A 19,128-nucleotide genomic window follows, 5' to 3' on the forward strand; every position below is an offset into this window, starting at 1 on the left:
TTGCGACGCCGCCGCGCAACGCAACGCTACGTTCAGTCGTACAACACCGCCGCAATCTTCGGATCGTCGATATTGGTCTTGTCGTACCAGTAGAAACCGGTATCGATGACCTTCGGCAGCTTCTCGCCCTTGATCGCCTTCACGGCCGCCTCGACCGTCTTGTAGCCGATCCCGATCGGGTTCTGCGTGATCGCGCCGGCCATCAGCCCGCTGCGGATCGCATCCTTCTGCTGCTTGCCCGAATCGTAGCCGACGATCACGACCTTGCGCTTCATCTCGCGCACGCCGTTGACCACGCCGATCGCCGAGCCTTCGTTGGTGCCGAACAGCCCCTTGAGCTTCGGATACGCCTGCAGGATCGACTTCGTCACCTCGGTCGATTTCAGCTGATCGCCTTCGCCGTACTGCACGGTCACGACCTGCACCTTCGGGTGCGCCGCTTTCATCCGTTCGAGAAAACCGTCGCGGCGGTCGATGCCGGTGCGGCTCGTCTGGTCGTGCGCGACCACGGCCACCTCGCCTTCGTCGCCGATCAGCGCGGCGAGCTTGTCGGCGGCGAGCGATGCGGCGGCCTTGTTGTTGGTCGCGGCGGTCGTCACCGGAATGTCGCTGTCGACGCCCGAGTCGAACGCGATCACCGGGATCTTCTCGGCCTGCGCCTTCTTCAGCAGCGGCAGCGCGGCCTTGCTGTCGAGCGCCGCGAAGCCGAGCGCGGCCGGTTTCTTCGCGATCGCGGCGGACAGCATGTCGATCTGCTTGTCGACCATCGCCTCGGTTTCGGGGCCTTCGAACGTCACCTTCACCTTGTAGTCCTTCGCGGCCTGCTGCGCGCCCGATTTCACGGCCTGCCAGAACTGATGCTGGAAGCCCTTCGAGATCAGCGGGATGTAGGTTTCCTGCGCCTGCGCGCCGGCCGTGACGCCGACGGCGAACGTCAGCCCGACGATCGCGTTCAACACCTTGCTCCTGATCACTTCGCGTCTCCTTTTTTCGTATCGAATGGAATGCCGGCCGAAACCGGCGGTGAAGCGCATGCCTGCATCGGTCGCGTCGGTCAGCGGCGCCGCCGGCGCAGGATGTCGACGTAGACGGCGAGAATGATGATCACGCCCGTCACGACCGTCTGCCATTCCTGCGCGACCGACATGATGCGCAGGCCGTTCGTCAGCACGCTCATGATGAACGCGCCGATGATGGTGCCGACGATGCTGCCCGCGCCGCCGGACAGCGACGTGCCGCCGATCACGACGGCCGCGATCGCATCGAGCTCGTAGCCCTGCCCGAGCGCGGGCTGCGCGGAATTCAGCCGCGACGCGATCAGCAACCCGGCGATCCCGCACACCGCGCCGCTGAACGTGTAGACGGCGATCTTCCACGCGTCGACGTTCACGCCGGACAGCCGCAGCGCTTCCTCGTTGCTGCCGAGCGCGAACGTGTAGCGGCCGAAGATCGTCCGGTTCAGCACGATCGACGCGCCGATCGCGACGAGGAACAGGATCAGCACCGCGTTCGGGATCGGCAGCGCGGGGATCAGAGTGCCGATCAGCGAATCCTGCGCGATCGACGTGAAGCCCGGCGTGTCGTTGAAGTAGATCGGCCGCGTGCCCGAGATCACGAGCGACAGCCCCTTGAGCAGCATCATCATGCCGAGCGTCGCGATGAACGGCGGCACCTTCATCTTCGCGATCACGAAGCCCGACACGCTGCCCGACAGCGCGCCGAACAACAGCGCGGCCAGGATCCCGAGCGGCAGCGGCATCCCCCATTTCGTGAGCACGACGCCGGCCATCACCGCGCAGAACGTCATCAGCGTGCCGACCGACAGGTCGATGCCCGACGTGATGATCACGTAGGTGCATGCAACGGCGAGCACGCCGTTCACGGCCGTGGCCTGCAGGATCGACACGAGGTTGTCGACTTCGAGGAAGTTCGGCGACGCGATGCTGAAGAACACGATCAGTAGCACGAGGCTCGCGAACGCGAGCAGCTTCTGCCGCGCGGCGGGGTTGAAGAAGCGCGACTTCAGGCTCGATGCGGCGGCCGGCGTATCGCCGGACGCGAGGGGCGGAACGGGATGCGTATCGTTGGACATGATCGAATGAACGTGTGCGATTCAAGACAGGACGGTCGACTCGCGCTGCGTCGCGAGCTGCATGATCTTTTCCTGCGTGGCCTCGGCCGCGCGCAATTCGCCCGTGACGCGCCCTTCGCACATCACGAGAATGCGGTGGCTCATGCGCAGCACCTCGGGCAGTTCCGACGAGATCATCACGATCGCCTTGCCGTCGGCGGCGAGCGCATCGAGCAGCTTGTAGATCTCGCTTTTCGCGCCGACGTCGATGCCGCGCGTCGGTTCGTCGAAGAACAGGATGTCGCAGTCGCGCAGCAGCCACTTCGCGATCACGATCTTCTGCTGGTTGCCGCCCGACAGCAGCCGCGCGGGCTGCGCGACCGACGGCGTGCGGATCGCGAGCTGCCGCACGTAAGCCTGCGCGGTGTCGCGCATCTCGCGCGCATCGAGGAACACGCCGCGCCGCACGAAGCGGCGCATGCTCGACAGCGCGATGTTGTTCTGCACGTCCATCCCGACCGCGAGCCCGAAGTGCTTGCGATCTTCGGACAGGTAACCGATGCCGTGCGCGACCGCGTCGGCCGGCGTGCGGATCGTCACGGTCTTGCCGTGCACGCGGATTTCGCCCGCATCGACCGGGTCGGCGCCGAACACCGCGCGCGCGACCTCGGTGCGGCCCGCGCCCATCAGCCCCGCGAAGCCGAGAATCTCGCCGCGCCGCAGCGTGAAGCCGACGTCGCGAATTGCACGGCCGCGCGACAGCCCGCGCACTTCGAGCGCGACGTCGTTCGCGGACGTATCGGGCGGCGTGCGCGATTCCGACTCGAGCTGGCGGCCGACCATCATCGCGATGATGGTGTCCATCGACGTGCCGACCATCGGCACGGTCGCGACGTACTTGCCGTCGCGCATCACGGTCACGCGATCGGCGATCTGGCGCAGCTCGTCCATCTTGTGCGAGATGTAGACGATGCCGACGCCATGCGCGCGCAGGTCGCCGATGATGCGGAACAGCTCGGCGATCTCCGCGTTGTTGAGCGCGGCGGTCGGCTCGTCCATGATGAGCACGCGCGACTCGAACGACAGCGCTTTCGCGATCTCGACCATCTGCTGCTTCGCGACCGTCAGCCGGCCGACCGGCGTGCGCGGGTCGAGGTCGAGCCGCATCCGCGCGAAAATCGCGGCGGCGTCGCGATTCAGCTTGTCTTCGTCGACGAACACGCCGAAGCGGCCGCGCGGCTCGCGGCCGATGAAGATGTTCTGCGCGACGCTCAGGTGGTTCATCAGGTTCAGCTCCTGATGGATGATGCCGATCCCGAGCGCCTGCGCGGCGCGCGGATCGGCGATCTCCACCGCGCGGCCGTCCATCCGGATCTCGCCGTCGTCGCACTGGTAGACGCCCGCAAGGATCTTCATCAGCGTCGACTTGCCGGCGCCGTTCTCGCCCATCAGCGCATGCACTTCGCCGGCGCGCAGGTCGAAACGGCAATCGTCGAGCGCCTGCACGCCCGGAAAGCGCTTGCCGATGCCGGTCAATGCAATCAGCGGCGGCGCATCGTTCAGGTTCGGTTCGGGTTGCATGGGGTCGGGGTTCCGCTTCATTCAGCCGATCGCGCGATCGAGATGCGTATAACCGCCATCGACGAACAACCACTGGCCCGTCGTGTGCGACGCGCGCGCCGACAGCAGGAACACGGTCGTGTCGGCGATCTCGTCGGCCGTCGTGAAGCGCTTGCCGAGCGGCACCTTGCCCGCGATGTCGGCGAGCTTCGCATCGGGATCGTCGAAGCCGGCGAGCCAGTTCCGGTAAAGCGGTGTCATCACCTCGGCCGGGATCACCGCGTTCACGCGCACGCCGTCGTCGCGCAACGCGACGGCCCATTCGCGCGTCAACGCGAGCTGCGCGCCCTTCGACGCGCAATAGCCGCTCGTGTTGCCCTGGCCGGTCACGGCCGTCTTCGACGAGATGTTGACGATCGCGCCGCGCGCCGCCTTCAGGTGCGGCACGCAGTAATGCGCCATCACGTAGTAGTGGACGAGATTGCGCTCGAGCGACGCGACGAACGCGTCGCGCCCGGCATCGAGCCCGATGCTGTCGTTGATGCCCGCGTTGTTGACGAGGCCGTCGAGGCGGCCGAAGCGCGCGACCGTCTGTGCAACGGCATCGCGACACTGCGCGTCGTCCTGCAGCTCGACGGACACGCACACGGCGCGCGGCTGCTTCTGCGCAAGCGCGCGCCAGAACGCGTCGTCGGGCGCGTGGCGCGCGAACACCACCGGAATCGCCCCTTCGCCGGCGAGCCGCATCGAGATCGCGGCGCCGATGCCCGACGCGCCGCCGGTCACGATCACGACCTTGTCTTGCAGGTTCAAATCCACTTCGCGTCTCCGTCTTTCATGTTGTCGGCGCCTGGCGACGCGCGTCTTGCATCGCGCGCCGCCAGGCGTCGTCATGCGTCAGCCGCGGAACCGGTACTGCTCCAGCGATTCCGGTTTCATCTCGATCGAGAAACCGGGCGCCGTCGGCGGCATGTAGGCCGCGCCGCGCACGACGCACGGCTCGACGAAATGCTCGTGCAGGTGATCGACGTATTCGGTCACGCGCCCTTCCTTCGTGCCGGAAATGCACACGTAGTCGATCATCGACAGGTGCTGCACGTATTCGCACAGCCCGACGCCGCCCGCATGCGGGCACACGGGCAGCCCGTACTTCGCGGCCATCAGCATCACCGCGAGAATCTCGTTCACGCCGCCGAGCCGGCATGCGTCGATCTGCACGACGTCGATCGCGCCGCGCGCGATGAACTGCTTGAACAGCACGCGGTTCTGGCACATCTCGCCGGTTGCGACCTGCACGGGGCCGATCGCCTTGCGGATCTTGCGATGCCCTTCGACGTCGTCAGGGCTCGTCGGCTCCTCGATGAACCACGGCCGCGCGAAGGCCAGCTCGCGCACCCAGTCGATCGCCTCTTCGACTTCCCACACCTGGTTCGCGTCGATCATCAGCTTGCGCTCGGGGCCGATCACCTCGCGCGCGATCGTCACGCGGCGGATGTCGTCCTCGAGGTTCGCGCCGACCTTCAGCTTCACGTACTCGAAACCGGCGTCCACCGCCTCGTGACACAACCGGCGCAGCTTGTCGTCGCTGTAGCCGAGCCAGCCGGCCGACGTCGTGTAGCACGGGTAGCCGTCGCGCTCCAGCGCCGCGATCCGCGCGGCCTTGCCGGGCGCCTGCCGGCGCAGCAGGTCGAGCGCCTCGTCCGGGCTCAGGCAATCGGTCAGGTAGCGGAAGTCGATCGCACGCACCAGCTCCTCGGGGCTCATGTCGGCGACGAGCCGCCACAGCGGCTTGCCCACCGCCTTCGCCCACAAATCCCACACGGCATTGACGACGGCGCCCGTCGCCAGATGGATCGCGCCCTTGTCGGGGCCGATCCAGCGCAGTTGACTATCCGACGTCACGTGCCGCCAGAAGCGGCCCATGTCTTCGCGGATCCAGTCGAGATCGAGGCCGACGACGAGGTGACGCATCGCGTCGATCGCCGCGCAGCAGATTTCGTTGCCGCGCCCGATCGTGAACGTGAGCCCGTGACCTTCGAGCCCGTCGCGGTCGGTTTCGAGCACGACGTAGGCGGCCGAATAATCGGGGTCCGGATTCATCGCATCGGAACCGTCGAGCTGGCGCGAAGTCGGAAAGCGCACGTCGAGGACGCGCATCGATCGAATGATAGGCATGACGAACCGTCCGTTAAAGGAAATCAGGCCTGCACGGTGCGCTGGCGCTGCTCGCCGAGCCCGTCGATGCCGAGCGTGATGACCTGCCCGGCGCGCAGATAGACCGGCGGCTTCTGCCCGAGGCCGACGCCCGGCGGCGTGCCGGTCGAAATCACGTCGCCCGGCTGCAGGCTCATGAAGCGGCTCAGGTAGCTGATCAGGTGCGGCACGCGGAACACCATCGTCGCGGTCGTGCCGTTCTGGTAGCGGTGCCCGTCGACGTCGAGCCACAGCCGCAGCGCGTGCGGATCGGGCACTTCGTCGGCCGTCACGAGCCACGGGCCGAGCGGGCCGAACGTGTCGTTGCCCTTGCCCTTGTCCCACGTGCCGCCGCGTTCGAGCTGGAATTCGCGCTCCGACACGTCGTTGACCACGCAATAGCCCGCGACGTGCGACAGCGCGTCGGCTTCCGCGATGTAGCGGCCGCCCTGGCCGATCACCACGCCGAGCTCAACTTCCCAGTCGGTCTTTTCCGAGCCGCGTGGAATCTCGACGTCGTCGTTCGGCCCCGAGATCGCGCTCGTCCACTTGCCGAACACGACGGGCTCCTTCGGCACCTCCATCCCCGATTCGGCCGCGTGGTCCGAATAGTTGAGGCCGATGCAGATGAACTTGCCGACGCGGCCGACGCACGCGCCGATGCGCGGCGCGCCTTCGACGAGCGGCAGCGACGACGGCGGGATGTCGCGCAGCCGCGCGAGCGATGCGGGCGCCAGCGCGTCGCCGGCGATGTCGTCGATCACGCCGGACAGGTCGCGGATGTGGCCCTGCGCATCGAGCAGGCCCGGTTTTTCATGGTGTTTGTCGCCAAATCTCAGCAGTTTCATGTCGTCTGGATGGAACCGGAAAGTGAATGGGAAAGGTCAGTTCGACACGGTCAGTTCGACCAGCCGCCGTCGATCAGGTGAATCGCGCCGGTCGTGAACGACGCTTCGTCGGATGCCAGATACAGCGCGAGCGCGGCCACTTCGTCGGCGCTGCCGATGCGGCCCATCGGCTGGCGCGCGACGAACGCCTGGCGCACCTCGTCGGTCGACACGTGGCGCGTGCGCGCCTGGTCCGCGATCCGCTGCTCCAGCGACGGCGATTCGATCGTGCCGGGGCAGATCGCGTTGCAGCGGATGCGCTGCTCGACGAAATCGGCGGCCACCGCCTTGGTCAGCCCGATCACGGCCGCCTTGGTCGTGCCGTAGACGAAACGGTTCGGCACGCCCTTCACGCTCGACGCGGCCGACGCCATGTTGATGATCGACGCGCCGCCGGCTTCGAGCATCGCCGGCAGCAGCGCGCGGATCAGCCGGTACATCGACGTGACGTTCAGGTTCAGCGAGAACGCCCAGGCTTCGTCGTCGCAGTCGAGGATCGAGCCGTGGTGCACGTAGCCCGCGCAGTTGAACAGCACGTCGAACGCGCGCTCGCTCGCGGCGAGCGCCGCGACGTCGTGCGCGTCGGTGACGTCGAGCCGCCGCGTGGCCAGCCGGCCGCCCGCGCGTTCGGCGTCGGCCTCGAGCCGCACGAGCGCGGCTTCGTTGATGTCGGTCGCCAATACGTCGGCGCCCTCGCTCGCGAACCGCAGCGCGGTGGCGCGGCCAATGCCCTGCCCGGCCGCCGTGACCAGCGCGCGCTTGCCCTGCAATCTCATGAGCGTCTCTCCCGAAAAAGCCGGCCGTCAGCCGGCCGATTGGCACAAAGGACTAAAGGTCCAACCAATCATAGGAAGTGATCGCGCGTTTGTCACGAATTCGGAATTCAGTATTTACCCGGGCAGGTAGATCCGGCAGACGGGCCATCGTCCGGCCGCCGGCAGGTCGCGGCAGCGCGCTCGTCAGTTCGCGCAAACCCAATACCGGCGGGCTTTCCAGCCGATTCCGCGGACGCGCCCGGCGCGTGGGCCGCGCGAAACTGACAAAAACGTCATGTCCGCGTCAGGGTCTCAACGGCGTGTGCGCGCCATCATGGCGTTGCCGGATCGCGCTTCCGGTACACCGCCTCCTCCGCCCGCATCCGATCCCCGCGGGCACCTCCGTCCCCCGGCGATGTACCCCGTGACTGGGCGAGCAGACACGGCTGCGCGGGCCGATTTTCCGCCCCGGACTCCCCGTCCGGGGCGTTTTTGTCCATGGTTTGCAAGAAAATAAGCGTGGATTGTTTCTAAATCGGCAAAAGGTAATTTGAGCCAGACAGGATGTTTTTTCCGGTCACAGACGCTTACATTTAGCGCACCACTCATGGAAACCGCTACGGATTCGCCATCGGGTAGTGACATCCACTGCCAAGGCCGAACCGCACGAGCTTTAGGAAACGGCAAAATGAAGGCCTCCAAATCCCTGCCTGCGCTCGATCCCGCCGACGTTCACGTCGAAATTCTCGAACGTTCCGATACGCTGCTCGTCGTCCGCTGGGTCGAACCCGGCCGCTGCCACTACGGCGAACAGCGCTGGCGCCGCCGCTTCGCGCAACGCACCGGCACCTGCGCGCTGTCGCGCCAGGTCATCCATCGCGGCGACGAAGTATTCCGCCCGGCCGAACGCCCGGCGCCCGCGAACGCAGCGGCGATGATCTCCGCCGCCGAAGTGCTCGCCCTCGCCGGAGGCAGGTAAATCCTGCCGGCCGCGCGCCGGAGCCCGCTGCGCCACGTCACGCGCGAGCCCTAGAAGCACCGGTCTAAATCCCCCGCTTGTCTGCCACGCCTGCGCACACTATCGTTACACCACTCAATGTAACGATTACGTGCCGCGACCGACCGGTCGCGCCGATGGAGGCAGACATGCATGCATGGAGCGCGCGCCACGTCCCGGCGCAGGGCGGCAAGGTCGCGGTCGTGACCGGCGCCAACAGCGGCCTCGGCTGGCAGCTCGCCGAAACGCTGGCGGCCAAAGGCGCGACGGTCGTGATGGGCTGCCGCGACGCCGCGCGCGCCGCGCAGGCGGCCGATGCGATCCGCCAGCTTCATCCCGATGCGCGCGTCGAAGTCGATGCACTCGACCTCGCCGATCTCGCGTCTATCGAACGTTTCGCGGCGGACGTCTCCGAACGCCACGGTCGCGTCGACATCCTCTGCAACAACGCCGGCGTGATGTTCCTGCCGCTGCGCCATACGCACGACGGCTTCGAGATGCAGTTCGGCACCAACCACCTCGGCCATTTCGCGCTGACCGGCCATCTGCTGCCGGCCCTGCGCTCCGCCCGCCGAGCGCGCGTCGTGACGATGTCGAGCGGCTTCAACCGCGGCGGCCGGATTCGCGTCGACGACCTGCGCGCCGCGCACCGCTACAACCGTTATCTCGCCTATTGCGACAGCAAGCTCGCGAACCTCGTGTTCGCCATCGAGTTGCAGCGCCGCTTCGAGCGCGCGGCATTCGCGGGGATCAGCGTCGCCGCGCACCCCGGCTACGCGGCGACCAACCTGCAGTTCGCCGGCCCCGCGATGGACAGCTCACCCGCGCGCGCCGCACTGATGCGCGCCGCGAACCGTTATCTCGCGCAGCCGGCCGACCAGGGCGCGCTGCCGGCCATTCATGCGGCGACGTCGCCCGATCTCGCCGGCGGCGCCTACATCGGCCCGTCCGGCTGGTTCGAATCGCGCGGGCTGCCGGCGCCCGCGAGCGTGCCGCGCGCGGCGCGCGACGTGGCTTCGGCGGCGCTGCTGTGGGAGGCATCGGAAGCCGCGACGGGCGTGCGTTTCCTCAGCTCGGGCGCGCCCGCCGGGCGCTCGTCGGGCAGGCCGTTCGACACCGCAGCCCAGGCGCGCTGAGCCACGCGCCACTTTTCGCATCATTCTTCATACTTATTACGCCAACCGAAAAGAAAGCCTGTTGAAAGCCTGATTCGACGCGCCACTGTTACCGCCCAGGAAACAATCTATCGTCAAAATCAGCGTTTACCCTGCACCTTCCGGTGACTAAGATTTAGTCAATCGCTTCAGACATGGTGTCGAGAGCGAACTCAATAAAACACCGGAGGTCATCATGAAATCGCTCGTTTCCGCAGTCGTTGCCGCTGCCGCCCTGTCCGCTTCGTTCGGCGCATTCGCACAAAGCACCGTGACCCGCGCTCAAGTGAAGAACGAACTCGTTCAGCTCGAAAAGGCCGGCTACAAGCCGGGCCTGTCGAGCCCGTACTACCCGAACGACATCCAGAGCGCCGAAGCGCGCGTGCATGGTGCCGACACCAGCGGCTACGGCGCGCAACCGGCGCCGGTCGTCCACTCGGGCGCCCCGGCCGCAGCGTCGTCGAACGCACGCGACTCGATCTTCTTCGGCCAGTAAGCCGACGCGCCCCCGGCGGGCGCCGCGCATCGCGCGATGAAGCCGCGTACAGACGAGCCCCCTTTGCGGGGCTCGTCTTTTTTGTGAACGCATACCTCCGCCGCCCGGCAGCGGGTGGCTTCGCCCGGGCGCTTTGCGTCCGGGCGCTTTTTCCTTTCCGGGGTATGCGCGCCGCTCAGCGCGGCACGGCCGCGGCTGGCGCCGCGCGCGACAGCACGCGCCACCGCGACAGCAGTTCGTCGCGATCGACGTAGCAGCCCTGCAGATGCCGGCGGCCGGTCGACGGATCGAACTCGGTGCGCGCATGCAGCACGCGCCGGTTGTCGAACGCCCACATGTCGCCCGCGCGCAGCCGCCGCTGTACGCGAAAGCGCGGCTCGCGCGCGAGCGCGAGAAACCGCCGGTACGCGCGATAGACGGCCGCGACCGATCCGGCCGGCGCATCGAGCGGCCCGCGCAGGAAGTTCGCGACGCGCACCTCGGTCACGTTGCCGCGCGCATCGAGCCCGATCACCGGCGCCGAACAGCGGTAGTCGCTGTTCGCACTCTTGTTCCAGAATTCGAACGGCGTCGACGCAAGCTGCGCGAAATCGGCCGGATGCTCGCGCCGCAGCGCATCCGCGAGCGCGAAGCCGTCGAGGAACACGCTGTCGCCGCCCGTCGCGTCGTTCGCGAGGCAATGCAGGAACTGCACGCCCGGCTGCAACTCGCGCGTCGGCAGATCGGTGTGCGGCGGCAGGTTCAGCGACGTATACGCGTTGCTGTCCGGGCGCGGCTTCGACTCGACGTCGAACAGCACGCCGAAATTGCTTTCGCGGATCAGGCCGACACGGCGCGCGATCTCGTCGACACGGCCGCGCTCGGCCGGCACGCCTTCGACGAGCGTGAGCCCCGTGCGCTGCAGCGCGCCGAGCCACGCGAGCAACGCGTCGTCGTCGCGCATCACGTCGTGCCACGCGAATACGCCGATCGCCGTCGCATCGTCGCCTGCCCATACGTGCCGCCCGTGCGCGGCCTGGCGCTCCGCGCGCGACGCATCGTCGTACGCATGCGCGCGCAACCAGCCCGGCGTCCACGCGCTGCGATGCCCGTCGTTCCATTCGACATGCAGCGCGCCATCGGCTTCGACATGTGCGGAGCGCGCGGCAAGATCCTCGCGCGCATCGGCAATCTCGAACACCTGCTCGCGCGTGATCGCATGCACGCATGCGGAACACGCGCAGTTGTCGCGCAGCCAGTCGAAATGAAACGGCGATCGTCGCGCGTCGCTCCATTCGACGTCCACCGCTCCGTCGCCGATCGTGGCCGCCGTAATGGCCGCGTCGGCGGAAAACGTCCGCCAGTCTTCGATACGGTGTTGCGCTGCCTGCATCGTTGCCTCCCGGAAACGCCCGCTACGCGTGTGGTGCGAGCAAAAAACCGCCGACCATCCGGTGCAGCCGCGCCGCCTGCGGGCTCGTCCCGAGCGCGCGCCAGCAGCCGTGCACCAGCCCCTCTCCCATCCAGTAGTGCGCAGCCCCGCCGGCCGCGCGAATCCGTTCGACGTAGACGCGCGCATCGTCGCGCAGCGGATCGTGTTCCGCGCCGATCGCGAGCACCGGCGGCAAGCCGTCGAAACGCGCCGCCTCGAGCGGCACCGATGCGCGCAACAGCGGGTTGCCGTCCAGCAGTGCATCCGACGCGTCACCGTCCAACGGGCCGTCCCAGTACAGCGCGCGATAGCGATGCACGTCGTCGAGCGTCAGCATCGGCGCATGCGCTTCCGTTTCGCGCGCAGGCGATTGCGGTTCGAACCCGAGCATCGGATAAACGAGCGCGATGCCGTCGATGCCGCCTTCGCCTGCATCGCGCAATGCAGTGGCGACGGCCGCCGCGAGCATGCCGCCCGCGCTGTCGCCGGCAAGCGTCAGCGGATGCACGCACGGCCCGAACGGCCCGCGCGTATCGCGCACCGCACGCGTGACGGCCAGGCAGTCGTCGAGCGCGGCCGGCGCGCGGTGCTCGGGCGCCAGCCGGTAGTCGACCGCAATCACGTCGAGCCCCGTATCGGCCGCCAGTTGCGCGGTAATCAGCGCGTGGCTGTCGAGCGAGCCGACGACGAAACCGCCGCCATGAAAGAACAGCACCGTGCCGCGCGGCGCGCCGTACGAGGCCGTATAGCGCCGCAGCGCGATCGCGTGCCCGTCCGGCGCGTGCCACACCGCGTCCTGCTGCACGATGCCGGGCGGCAGCGCAGCAGGTGTCCACTCGGCCGCGAAGCGGTCGTACAGGCGGCGCTGCTCGGCGGCCGAACGCGCGGCCGCGTCGGCCGGATACCACGCGTCGACGGCCGTGACGAACGCCGCGATTTCCGGTTCGAGCATCGGATGCGTTCCGCGGTTGAAGGTAAACGCTAGCGGCGCGGCGGCAGGCCGATCACGCGGCCCGCATACGCAGGCGCCGCGCAATCGCGCTGCAACGCATGAAGCGCGGCCACGCGCTCGGCGACGTCGTCGTCGAACGGCGCCGATTTCGCGCCGTCGCGCGTATCGACGTGCAGCAGCATCTGCTCGCTCGCCGATACCGCGTCGTCGTGCCCTTGCGCAAACAGTTCGAGGTACAGGTGCAGCCGCTTCGCGTCATGCGCGAGCACGCGCGCATCGACGCGCACCTGCGTGCCCTCCTTGATCTCGTGCAGATAGTTCACGTGCGCTTCGAGCGTATAAACCGAGCGGCCCCGCTCGCGGCGCGCGGCGTCGTCGAGCCCGATGCGGTCCAGCAGCGCATCGGTCGCGAAGCTGAAGATCAGCAGGTAGAACGCGTCGCGCAGGTGGCCGTTGTAATCGACCCATTCGGGCCGCACCACGTCGCGGTATATCGTCAGCGGGGTATCGCCCGTCATCGTCTTAGTCCTCGAATCGCATCCCGTGCCGCGCCTTCACCGCGGCGATCGATTTCAGCACCTCGGTGATGCACTCGTCGCGATAGCGCTCGAGCTCCTTGATGCTGCGCGTGCCCTGCTGCTCGGTCGTGCCTTCGACGACGCTGTCGATCAGCGCGTCGGTGAGCGTCGGCGCGACCAGCTTCGTCCACGGCAGTTCGAGCGCGGGGCCGAACTGCTGCATGAAGTGTCGCATGCCCGCGTCGCCGCCGGCCAGCGTGTAGGTCAGGAACGTGCCCATGAACGACCAGCGGATGCCCGCGCCGAAGCGGATCGCGTCGTCGATCTCGCCGGTCGTCGCGACGCCTTCGTTGACGAGGTGCAGCGCCTCGCGCCACAGCGCTTCGAGCAGCCGGTCCGCGATGAAGCCCGGCACTTCCTTGCGCACGTGCAGCGGCCGCATGCCGAGCTTGCGATAGATCTCCATCGCCGCTTCGACCGCTTCCGGCGACGTGCGCTCGCCGCCGAGCACTTCGACGAGCGGCAGCAGGTAGACCGGATTGAACGGATGGCCGACCACGCAGCGCTCGGGATGTGTCGCACGCGCGTAGAAATCCGTCGGCAGCAGCCCCGACGTCGACGACGCGATGATCGCGTCGGGTTTCGCCGCGCGGCTGATCTGCTCGTGCAGTTCGAGCTTCAGCGCCTCGCGCTCGGGCGCGCTTTCCTGGATGAAATCCGCGTCGGCGACGCACGCTTCGATCGTCGGCACGAAACGCAGCCGCGCGGGATCGGCGCCCGGCGCGAGGCCGACGCGTTCGAGCGCCGGCCACGCGTTCGCGACGTTCGCGCGCAACCGCGCTTCCGCGCCCGGCGCGGGGTCCCACACGACCACGTCGAGACCGTGCGCGAGCGCGCGGGAAATCCACCCGCTGCCGATCACGCCGGTGCCGATGGCGGCGAACGTCTTGATGTCGGTCTTCACTGCCATGTCACGCATCCTTCGAATCAGGGGAAATCGGTCGGCGGACGCGCCCGTGCGCGCCGCCGTGTCGTATCAGTCAGCGAAACCACTCACGCGAATTCGGCGATCGCGCGGCGTTCGAGCGCACGCTCGCCGCGCGCCGGCAGGCCGAGCTTGCGGCGGCCTTCGGCCGGCGTCAGCACGCGGCCGCCGAGCCGCTCGACGATCTCTCTCGCGCGCTCGACGAGCGTGCCGTTGGTCGCGTGCACGCCGCGATCGAGCCAGACGTTGTCCTCAAGGCCGACGCGCACGTGCCCGCCGAGCAGCATCGCCTGCGCGACCATCGGCATCTGCATGCGGCCGATCCCGAAGCCGGCCCAGTGCGCGCCCGGCGGCAGGTTGTCGACCATCGCCTTCATCGTGCCCGTATCGGCCGGCGCACCCCACGGAATACCGAGGCAAAGCTGGAACAGCGGCGGATCGTCGAGCAGCCCTTCCTTCAACAGCTGCTTCGCGAACCACAGATGGCCCGTGTCGAAAATCTCCAGCTCCGGCTTCACGCCGAGTTCCTGGATGCGCTTCGCGCCGGCGCGCAATTGCGCGGGCGTCGATACGTAGATGTAGTCGCCGTCGCCGAAATTCAGCGTGCCGCAGTCGAGCGTGCAGATCTCGGGCAACAGCTCCTCGACGTGCGCGAGGCGCGTGAGGCCGCCGACGAGATCGGTGCCTTTGCCGAAGCGCATCGGGTCTTCGCCGGGGCCGATCTCGAGATCGCCGCCCATGCCGGCCGTCAGGTTGATGATCACGTCGACGTCGGCCGAGCGGATGCGGTCGACCACTTCGCGGTACAGGTTCGGGTCGCGGCTGCCGCGCCCCGTCTGCGGATCGCGCACGTGGCAGTGCGCGACGGTCGCGCCGGCCTTCGCGGCCTCGATCGCGGCGGCCGCGATCTCCTTCGGCGTGACCGGAATCGCCGGGTGCTTGCCGACCGTATCGCCCGCGCCGGTCACGGCGCAGGTGATGATGACGTCATGGTTCATGCTGGATGCCTCGCTTGATTCGGGTTGTATCGCATTGCGGGTGTTTCGCTGGCGCGGGCCGTCACAGGCCGAGATACGCCTTCACGGCCGGCAGCCCGTCCTTGCCGTCGTACGTCTTGACGCCCGCGAGCCACGCATCGAGCACCTGCGGATTCTTCTTCAGGTACGCCTTCGCGGCCTCGGCCGGCTTCGTCTTGTTCATCACCGACTGCATCAGCTGGTTCTCGAGCTGCGTCGAGAAGCGCAGGTTCGTGACGAGCTTGCCCGCGTTCGGGCAGCGGCCGATGAAATCGGGCGCGGTCAGCGTGTACACGCGCGCTTCGCCGTAGTTCGGCCCGAACGAAGCGTCGCCGCCGGACAGGTAGTTCATGCTGAGCTGGATGTTCATCGGATGAGGCTCCCAGCCCAAAAACACGACCCATTTCTTCTCGCGGATCGCGCGCTCGACCGTCACCAGCATCCCGGCTTCGCTCGATTCGACGAGCTTGAAGCCGCCGAGCCCGTACTGGTTCGTGTCGATCATTTTCTGGATCGTCGCGTTCGCGCTGCTGCCCGGCTCGATCCCGTAGATCTTGCCGTCCAGTTCCGCGCGGTGCTTCGCGATGTCCTCGAAGGTCTTCAGGCCGGCCTGGTATTCGTAGCTCGGCACCGCGAGCGTCGCCTTCGCGCCCGACAGGTTCGGCGGCTCGACGACGTTGATCGACTTGCTGTCGAGGAACGGCTGGAGCTGCTTCTGCTGCACGGGCCACCAGTAGCCGAGCGACACGTCGAGCTGCTTGCTCTTGAGCCCGGCGAACGAGATCGGCACCGACGCGATCGTCGTCGTCGGCTTGTAGCCGAGCGCCTCGAACACGGTCGACGCGAGCGCCGTGGTCGACGTGATGTCGGTCCAGCCGATATCCGCGAAACGCACGGTGCGGCAGGTCGCGGCATCCGTTTCGGCCAGCGCCGCATTCGTGAACGCGCCTGTCGCCAGCACGGCCGCGGCTAGCGCGGCGATCTTCGTCGACTTCATGGTTCCTCCCGGTTGGACTGGTGGGCAGCCGGTGCGCGGGGTGTGCGCCGGCCTGCATCGTGGGAGTAAAAGTAACGAGCCATATTCGCCACGAAAAGACCGCCGGCGACCTGTTCTTGACTGTTTGCGACTATGCGTGGAAACCACTAGGGAAACGCTGATTTATTCGGCTCGGCGGTCATCGCAGACGTAGCCGAGGACGTTTAGAAGACAGCTCACGGAACGGACCCACGACGATGAAGAGGCAGATCGGCTTCGCGGAAGCGGAAATTGCAGGCAAGAAGCGAGTGACGAGGCGCCAACGCTTCCTGGAAGAGATGGAGAAGGTCGTTCCGTGGCAGCGCTTGCTGTCGGCCATCGAACCGCACTATCCGAAGGGCACGCGAGGTCGCCCGCCGATTGGCCTTGAGCGGATGCTGCGAATCTACTTCGTGCAACAGTGGTACGGACTGTCGGACGAAGGACTGGAAGACGCGCTGTATGACAGCATCACGCTGCGAGCCTTCGCCGGCATCGATCTGGCGATCGAGAACGTGCCTGATGCAACCACGCTGTTGAAGTTCCGGCGCCTGCTGATCGAACACGAACTGACACGGAAGTTGTTCGACGAGATTGGCATCTCGCTGTGCGAGCGTGGGCTGATGATGAAGGAAGGCACGCTGGTTGACGCGACGATCATTGAAGCGCCGCCGTCGACCAAGAATGCCGGGAAGAGCCGTGACCCGGAAATGCATCAAACGAAGAAGGGCAACGAATGGCACTTTGGCATGAAAGCCCACATTGGCGTCGACGCCGACTCGGGCCTGATTCACAGTGTGGTTGGCACGGCGGCCAACGTGTCGGATGTATCGCAAGCTCATGCCCTGCTGCACGGGCATGAAGAGCAGGTGTTCGCCGACGCGGGCTACATTGGCGTCGACAAGCGCGAGGAAATGGCGGGCAAGGCCGTGAAGTGGCACGTCGCTGCCAGGCGGGGAAAGATCAAGGCGATGCAAGAAGGAGCGCTGAAGGACCTGGTGATCGCGCTCGAGCGAACCAAGGCGCAGATCCGTTGGCGGGTTGAGCATCCGTTTCATATCGTCAAGAATCTGTTTCAGCATCGCAAGACCCGATACAAGGGCTTGGCCAAGAACACCGCGCAACTGTTCAGCCTGTTCGCTCTGGCGAATCTGGTGATTGCGCGAAATCTGTTGCGATCGGTCCATGGGAGCAGTCCGTCATGCGTATGAAAAATGCGAGCAGGGAGGCTCGCTTACGCGCCAAATTCACTGAATTGAGCGCCGATTCGCTTCGTCATCCAGAAAATTTGAAGCCATCTCGCCTGCAACTTCGGAAGTTGGTCCATTGATCAGCGTTTCCCTAGGTTTCGCTCGAGGCTTGTCGGATGGCGGTTTGTGGCTTTTACGGGCGGCGAAGGGGTTGCCCGGATGCGGCGTGCGGCTTTCGAATCGGCGCGCGGAGGCTGACAAATTCCGGACACATTCTGCGGCGCCGTCGATCGGCCCTATGCTGGGTACCGTCGGGGCGTCCGGTGGCGGCGGGCAGTGGCCGCGGCCGGTTCGAGCCCGATCTTGCGCGCCGTCGGCATCGACGCTTTGCGATGCCGTCGCGCCCGGCCATCACCCCATGCGTATCCGGCCCGACCCGCCACGGACAACATCATGCTTCCCGTTATCTTTCTCGTCGCCGTTTTCGCGATCATCGTGACCATGCAGCGCGGCGTAATCCGCGGCGCGGATGTGCAGCTTCGCGCGCGCTTCGACGCGGAAGGCCCGCGTGGAGAAACGTCGCGACGGTTGATGCGTGAATCGGGATACCGCGTCTGAGGATCGGCGGCCGTTCAGCTAACCGAGAAGTCTCGCCGTCGTCCGCACGATTTCGTCGACGAACACCCTGATCGTCGGGTGGCTGCGCTCTCCGCGGCGATAGGCGACGTAGATCTTGCGGCGGACCTCCGGCTTCAGCTTGATCCATGCAACGCCCGCCGGCGCACGCAGCACCCTGAGCCCCGGGGCGACCGACACCGAACAGCCGGACGCCACCATCGCTTCGACCATTTCGGACCCGCGGCATTTGGCGTTGATCCGCGGCTCGTACCCGGCACGGCGGCACAGATCGGCGACGAAGCGGCCGAACGTGCTCCACGTCGATTCGATCGCCCAGGTTTCCTGCCGGAGATCGGCGATGGTCAGCGACGATTTTTTGCTCAGAGGATGATCGGTCGCGACTGCCACGTACAGCGCATCCTCCGCCAGCGGCACGACCTCGATGTTCTCCCGGTTATTGCCGGCTGCGATCGAAAGATCGTCGATCAATGCGATGTCCGCTCGCCACGACCGCAGCGCCGCGACCGCATCGATCGGCTCCAGTTCTTCGATTTCGATCGAGAGGCGCGGAAACGCGCGGCGCAATTCCTTGACCGTATCGGGAAGCACCACGGAAGCGATCGACGGAAACGCGGCGACGCGCAGCTCTCCCGCAATCTCGCGTCGCAGTTCCGCCAGTTCCGAGCGCGCCTCGTCGAGCACGACCATGACCCGCTCGGCATACCCGGCCAACGCGTGCCCGGCGGGCGTCAGCCTGACCCCGCGGCCAACGCGCTCCGTCAGCTCGACGCCGGCCTCCTCTTCCAGTTGTGCGATCTGCTGCGACACCGCCGATGGCGTCAGGAACAGCGCCTCGGCGGCGGCGGCCATCGTGCCGCACCGCTCCAGTTCCAGCAGCGCCCGCAATCGTCCGACGTCCACCGTGCATCTCCCTTAACGTCCAATTGAACAATAACGCTAATGTATTACTCCAAAATTGATAAATATACGTGAGCATATTTGCTGTCTACAGTCCGGATAGCAGCAGCCGGAAACGAATGTGCCCACAGCGCTTCCGGCCAACTGCTTCCCTTGCGAGCCCATTGCCGGAGGTCGTCATGCTGAACTTCCTTCTCACCCGGATGACGCGCTGGTTCGAGCGCACCGAACAACGACGGAACGAACGGCCCCTCGCCGACACGCGCGACCTGGCCGAGCTGGAACGCCGAATGCGCTCGCTGGAAAGATGCCGCTGATCGAAGGCCGGCTCCCGGGCCGGCCAGCCTCTTTGCCTTGTTCACTCAAACCGGTGCGCTTGATACGCACCGCCC

Annotated in this window: 20 protein-coding genes; 6 read left to right on the top strand and 14 right to left on the bottom strand. The window is 66.7% G+C overall.

Annotated features, from left to right (window positions below):
* Window positions 1-32: 32 nt before the first annotated feature.
* The 7 genes from BBJ41_RS25150 to BBJ41_RS25180 form a co-directional block, all read right to left on the bottom strand.
* Window positions 33-974, bottom strand: coding sequence for an ABC transporter substrate-binding protein (locus BBJ41_RS25150; RefSeq protein WP_069748956.1), 942 nt, complete (start codon window positions 972-974; stop codon window positions 33-35).
* 80 nt (window positions 975-1,054) lie between these two features.
* Window positions 1,055-2,092 (bottom strand): ABC transporter permease, encoded by a 1,038-nt coding sequence (locus BBJ41_RS25155; protein ID WP_069748957.1) that lies wholly within the window; start codon window positions 2,090-2,092, stop codon window positions 1,055-1,057.
* Window positions 2,093-2,113: 21 nt separating this feature from the next.
* The gene (locus BBJ41_RS25160) at window positions 2,114-3,652 is read right to left on the bottom strand and encodes a sugar ABC transporter ATP-binding protein (RefSeq protein WP_069750368.1); all 1,539 of its coding nucleotides are present in this window, start codon (window positions 3,650-3,652) and stop codon (window positions 2,114-2,116) included.
* A gap of 21 nt (window positions 3,653-3,673) precedes the next feature.
* Window positions 3,674-4,450, bottom strand: coding sequence for an SDR family oxidoreductase (locus tag BBJ41_RS25165; RefSeq protein WP_069748958.1), 777 nt, complete (start codon window positions 4,448-4,450; stop codon window positions 3,674-3,676).
* Between the two features lie 78 nt (window positions 4,451-4,528).
* Window positions 4,529-5,806, bottom strand: coding sequence for an L-fuconate dehydratase (locus BBJ41_RS25170; protein WP_069748959.1), 1,278 nt, complete (start codon window positions 5,804-5,806; stop codon window positions 4,529-4,531).
* A gap of 23 nt (window positions 5,807-5,829) precedes the next feature.
* Window positions 5,830-6,672, bottom strand: a complete 843-nt coding sequence (locus tag BBJ41_RS25175) for an ureidoglycolate lyase (RefSeq protein WP_069748960.1) — start codon at window positions 6,670-6,672, stop codon at window positions 5,830-5,832.
* Between the two features lie 50 nt (window positions 6,673-6,722).
* Window positions 6,723-7,487 carry an SDR family oxidoreductase gene (locus BBJ41_RS25180; protein ID WP_069748961.1) on the bottom strand — a complete coding sequence of 255 codons (765 nt, stop codon included), beginning with the start codon at window positions 7,485-7,487 and terminating at the stop codon, window positions 6,723-6,725.
* 667 nt (window positions 7,488-8,154) lie between these two features.
* On the opposite strand from BBJ41_RS25180, the gene BBJ41_RS25185 reads away from it, so the two are divergent.
* From BBJ41_RS25185 to BBJ41_RS25195, 3 genes are all read left to right on the top strand, one after another.
* A complete protein-coding gene (locus tag BBJ41_RS25185) occupies window positions 8,155-8,445 on the top strand; it encodes a DUF3331 domain-containing protein (protein ID WP_039366241.1) in 291 nt (96 codons plus the stop codon).
* A gap of 167 nt (window positions 8,446-8,612) precedes the next feature.
* Window positions 8,613-9,599, top strand: a complete 987-nt coding sequence (locus BBJ41_RS25190; RefSeq protein ID WP_069750369.1) for an oxidoreductase — start codon at window positions 8,613-8,615, stop codon at window positions 9,597-9,599.
* 214 nt (window positions 9,600-9,813) lie between these two features.
* On the top strand, window positions 9,814-10,113 hold the full coding sequence (locus BBJ41_RS25195; protein WP_069748962.1) for a DUF4148 domain-containing protein: 300 nt from the start codon (window positions 9,814-9,816) through the stop codon (window positions 10,111-10,113).
* Window positions 10,114-10,288: 175 nt separating this feature from the next.
* Here BBJ41_RS25195 and BBJ41_RS25200 read toward each other — a convergent pair whose 3' ends face one another.
* The 6 genes from BBJ41_RS25200 to BBJ41_RS25225 all read right to left on the bottom strand — a co-directional run bounded on the left by BBJ41_RS25200 (window position 10,289) and on the right by BBJ41_RS25225 (window position 15,992).
* Entirely contained in the window at window positions 10,289-11,485 is a 1,197-nt protein-coding gene (locus BBJ41_RS25200; RefSeq protein ID WP_069748963.1) for a TauD/TfdA family dioxygenase, read from the bottom strand.
* Between the two features lie 22 nt (window positions 11,486-11,507).
* The gene (locus BBJ41_RS25205; RefSeq protein WP_069748964.1) at window positions 11,508-12,476 is read right to left on the bottom strand and encodes an alpha/beta hydrolase; all 969 of its coding nucleotides are present in this window, start codon (window positions 12,474-12,476) and stop codon (window positions 11,508-11,510) included.
* Window positions 12,477-12,505: 29 nt separating this feature from the next.
* Entirely contained in the window at window positions 12,506-12,994 is a 489-nt protein-coding gene (locus tag BBJ41_RS25210) for a thioesterase family protein (RefSeq protein ID WP_069748965.1), read from the bottom strand.
* Window positions 12,995-12,998: 4 nt separating this feature from the next.
* Window positions 12,999-13,964, bottom strand: coding sequence for an L-carnitine dehydrogenase (locus BBJ41_RS25215; protein WP_069748966.1), 966 nt, complete (start codon window positions 13,962-13,964; stop codon window positions 12,999-13,001).
* Window positions 13,965-14,047: 83 nt separating this feature from the next.
* Window positions 14,048-14,977, bottom strand: coding sequence for a 3-dehydrocarnitine:acetyl-CoA trimethylamine transferase CdhC (gene cdhC, locus BBJ41_RS25220; protein WP_069748967.1), 930 nt, complete (start codon window positions 14,975-14,977; stop codon window positions 14,048-14,050).
* 61 nt (window positions 14,978-15,038) lie between these two features.
* On the bottom strand, window positions 15,039-15,992 hold the full coding sequence (locus BBJ41_RS25225) for a choline ABC transporter substrate-binding protein (RefSeq protein ID WP_069748968.1): 954 nt from the start codon (window positions 15,990-15,992) through the stop codon (window positions 15,039-15,041).
* Window positions 15,993-16,228: 236 nt separating this feature from the next.
* Between BBJ41_RS25225 and BBJ41_RS25230 the strand changes: the two genes are divergently transcribed.
* Together BBJ41_RS25230 and BBJ41_RS40635 are read left to right on the top strand one after the other, a co-directional pair.
* A complete protein-coding gene (locus tag BBJ41_RS25230) occupies window positions 16,229-17,221 on the top strand; it encodes an IS5-like element ISBmu2 family transposase (RefSeq protein ID WP_006415802.1) in 993 nt (330 codons plus the stop codon).
* A gap of 342 nt (window positions 17,222-17,563) precedes the next feature.
* Window positions 17,564-17,818, top strand: a complete 255-nt coding sequence (locus tag BBJ41_RS40635; RefSeq protein ID WP_156814867.1) for a hypothetical protein — start codon at window positions 17,564-17,566, stop codon at window positions 17,816-17,818.
* Window positions 17,819-17,836: 18 nt separating this feature from the next.
* On the opposite strand, the gene BBJ41_RS25235 is transcribed toward BBJ41_RS40635, so the two are convergent.
* Window positions 17,837-18,739, bottom strand: a complete 903-nt coding sequence (locus BBJ41_RS25235) for a LysR family transcriptional regulator (protein ID WP_069748969.1) — start codon at window positions 18,737-18,739, stop codon at window positions 17,837-17,839.
* Window positions 18,740-18,915: 176 nt separating this feature from the next.
* Between BBJ41_RS25235 and BBJ41_RS40640 the strand changes: the two genes are divergently transcribed.
* Entirely contained in the window at window positions 18,916-19,053 is a 138-nt protein-coding gene (locus BBJ41_RS40640) for a DUF3563 domain-containing protein (protein WP_122170222.1), read from the top strand.
* Window positions 19,054-19,128 lie beyond the last annotated feature (75 nt).

This window comes from Burkholderia stabilis (genome assembly GCF_001742165.1).
GTDB classification, from domain to species: Bacteria; Pseudomonadota; Gammaproteobacteria; order Burkholderiales; family Burkholderiaceae; genus Burkholderia; species Burkholderia stabilis.

Bases quoted from the DNA above. Each gene is read 5' to 3' on its own strand.
- BBJ41_RS40640 (WP_122170222.1), top strand. From the start codon at position 18,916: ATGCTGAACTTCCTTCTCACCCGGATGACGCGCTGGTTCGAGCGCACC.
- BBJ41_RS25160 (WP_069750368.1), bottom strand. From the start codon at position 3,652: ATGCAACCCGAACCGAACCTGAACGATGCGCCGCCGCTGATTGCATTG.
- BBJ41_RS25185 (WP_039366241.1), top strand. From the start codon at position 8,155: ATGAAGGCCTCCAAATCCCTGCCTGCGCTCGATCCCGCCGACGTTCAC.
- BBJ41_RS25225 (WP_069748968.1), bottom strand. From the start codon at position 15,992: ATGAAGTCGACGAAGATCGCCGCGCTAGCCGCGGCCGTGCTGGCGACA.
- cdhC (WP_069748967.1), bottom strand. From the start codon at position 14,977: ATGAACCATGACGTCATCATCACCTGCGCCGTGACCGGCGCGGGCGAT.
- BBJ41_RS25195 (WP_069748962.1), top strand. From the start codon at position 9,814: ATGAAATCGCTCGTTTCCGCAGTCGTTGCCGCTGCCGCCCTGTCCGCT.
- BBJ41_RS25155 (WP_069748957.1), bottom strand. From the start codon at position 2,092: ATGTCCAACGATACGCATCCCGTTCCGCCCCTCGCGTCCGGCGATACG.
- BBJ41_RS25180 (WP_069748961.1), bottom strand. From the start codon at position 7,487: ATGAGATTGCAGGGCAAGCGCGCGCTGGTCACGGCGGCCGGGCAGGGC.
- BBJ41_RS25190 (WP_069750369.1), top strand. From the start codon at position 8,613: ATGCATGCATGGAGCGCGCGCCACGTCCCGGCGCAGGGCGGCAAGGTC.
- BBJ41_RS25205 (WP_069748964.1), bottom strand. From the start codon at position 12,476: ATGCTCGAACCGGAAATCGCGGCGTTCGTCACGGCCGTCGACGCGTGG.
- BBJ41_RS25215 (WP_069748966.1), bottom strand. From the start codon at position 13,964: ATGGCAGTGAAGACCGACATCAAGACGTTCGCCGCCATCGGCACCGGC.
- BBJ41_RS25210 (WP_069748965.1), bottom strand. From the start codon at position 12,994: ATGACGGGCGATACCCCGCTGACGATATACCGCGACGTGGTGCGGCCC.
- BBJ41_RS25175 (WP_069748960.1), bottom strand. From the start codon at position 6,672: ATGAAACTGCTGAGATTTGGCGACAAACACCATGAAAAACCGGGCCTG.
- BBJ41_RS25230 (WP_006415802.1), top strand. From the start codon at position 16,229: ATGAAGAGGCAGATCGGCTTCGCGGAAGCGGAAATTGCAGGCAAGAAG.
- BBJ41_RS25200 (WP_069748963.1), bottom strand. From the start codon at position 11,485: ATGCAGGCAGCGCAACACCGTATCGAAGACTGGCGGACGTTTTCCGCC.
- BBJ41_RS25170 (WP_069748959.1), bottom strand. From the start codon at position 5,806: ATGCCTATCATTCGATCGATGCGCGTCCTCGACGTGCGCTTTCCGACT.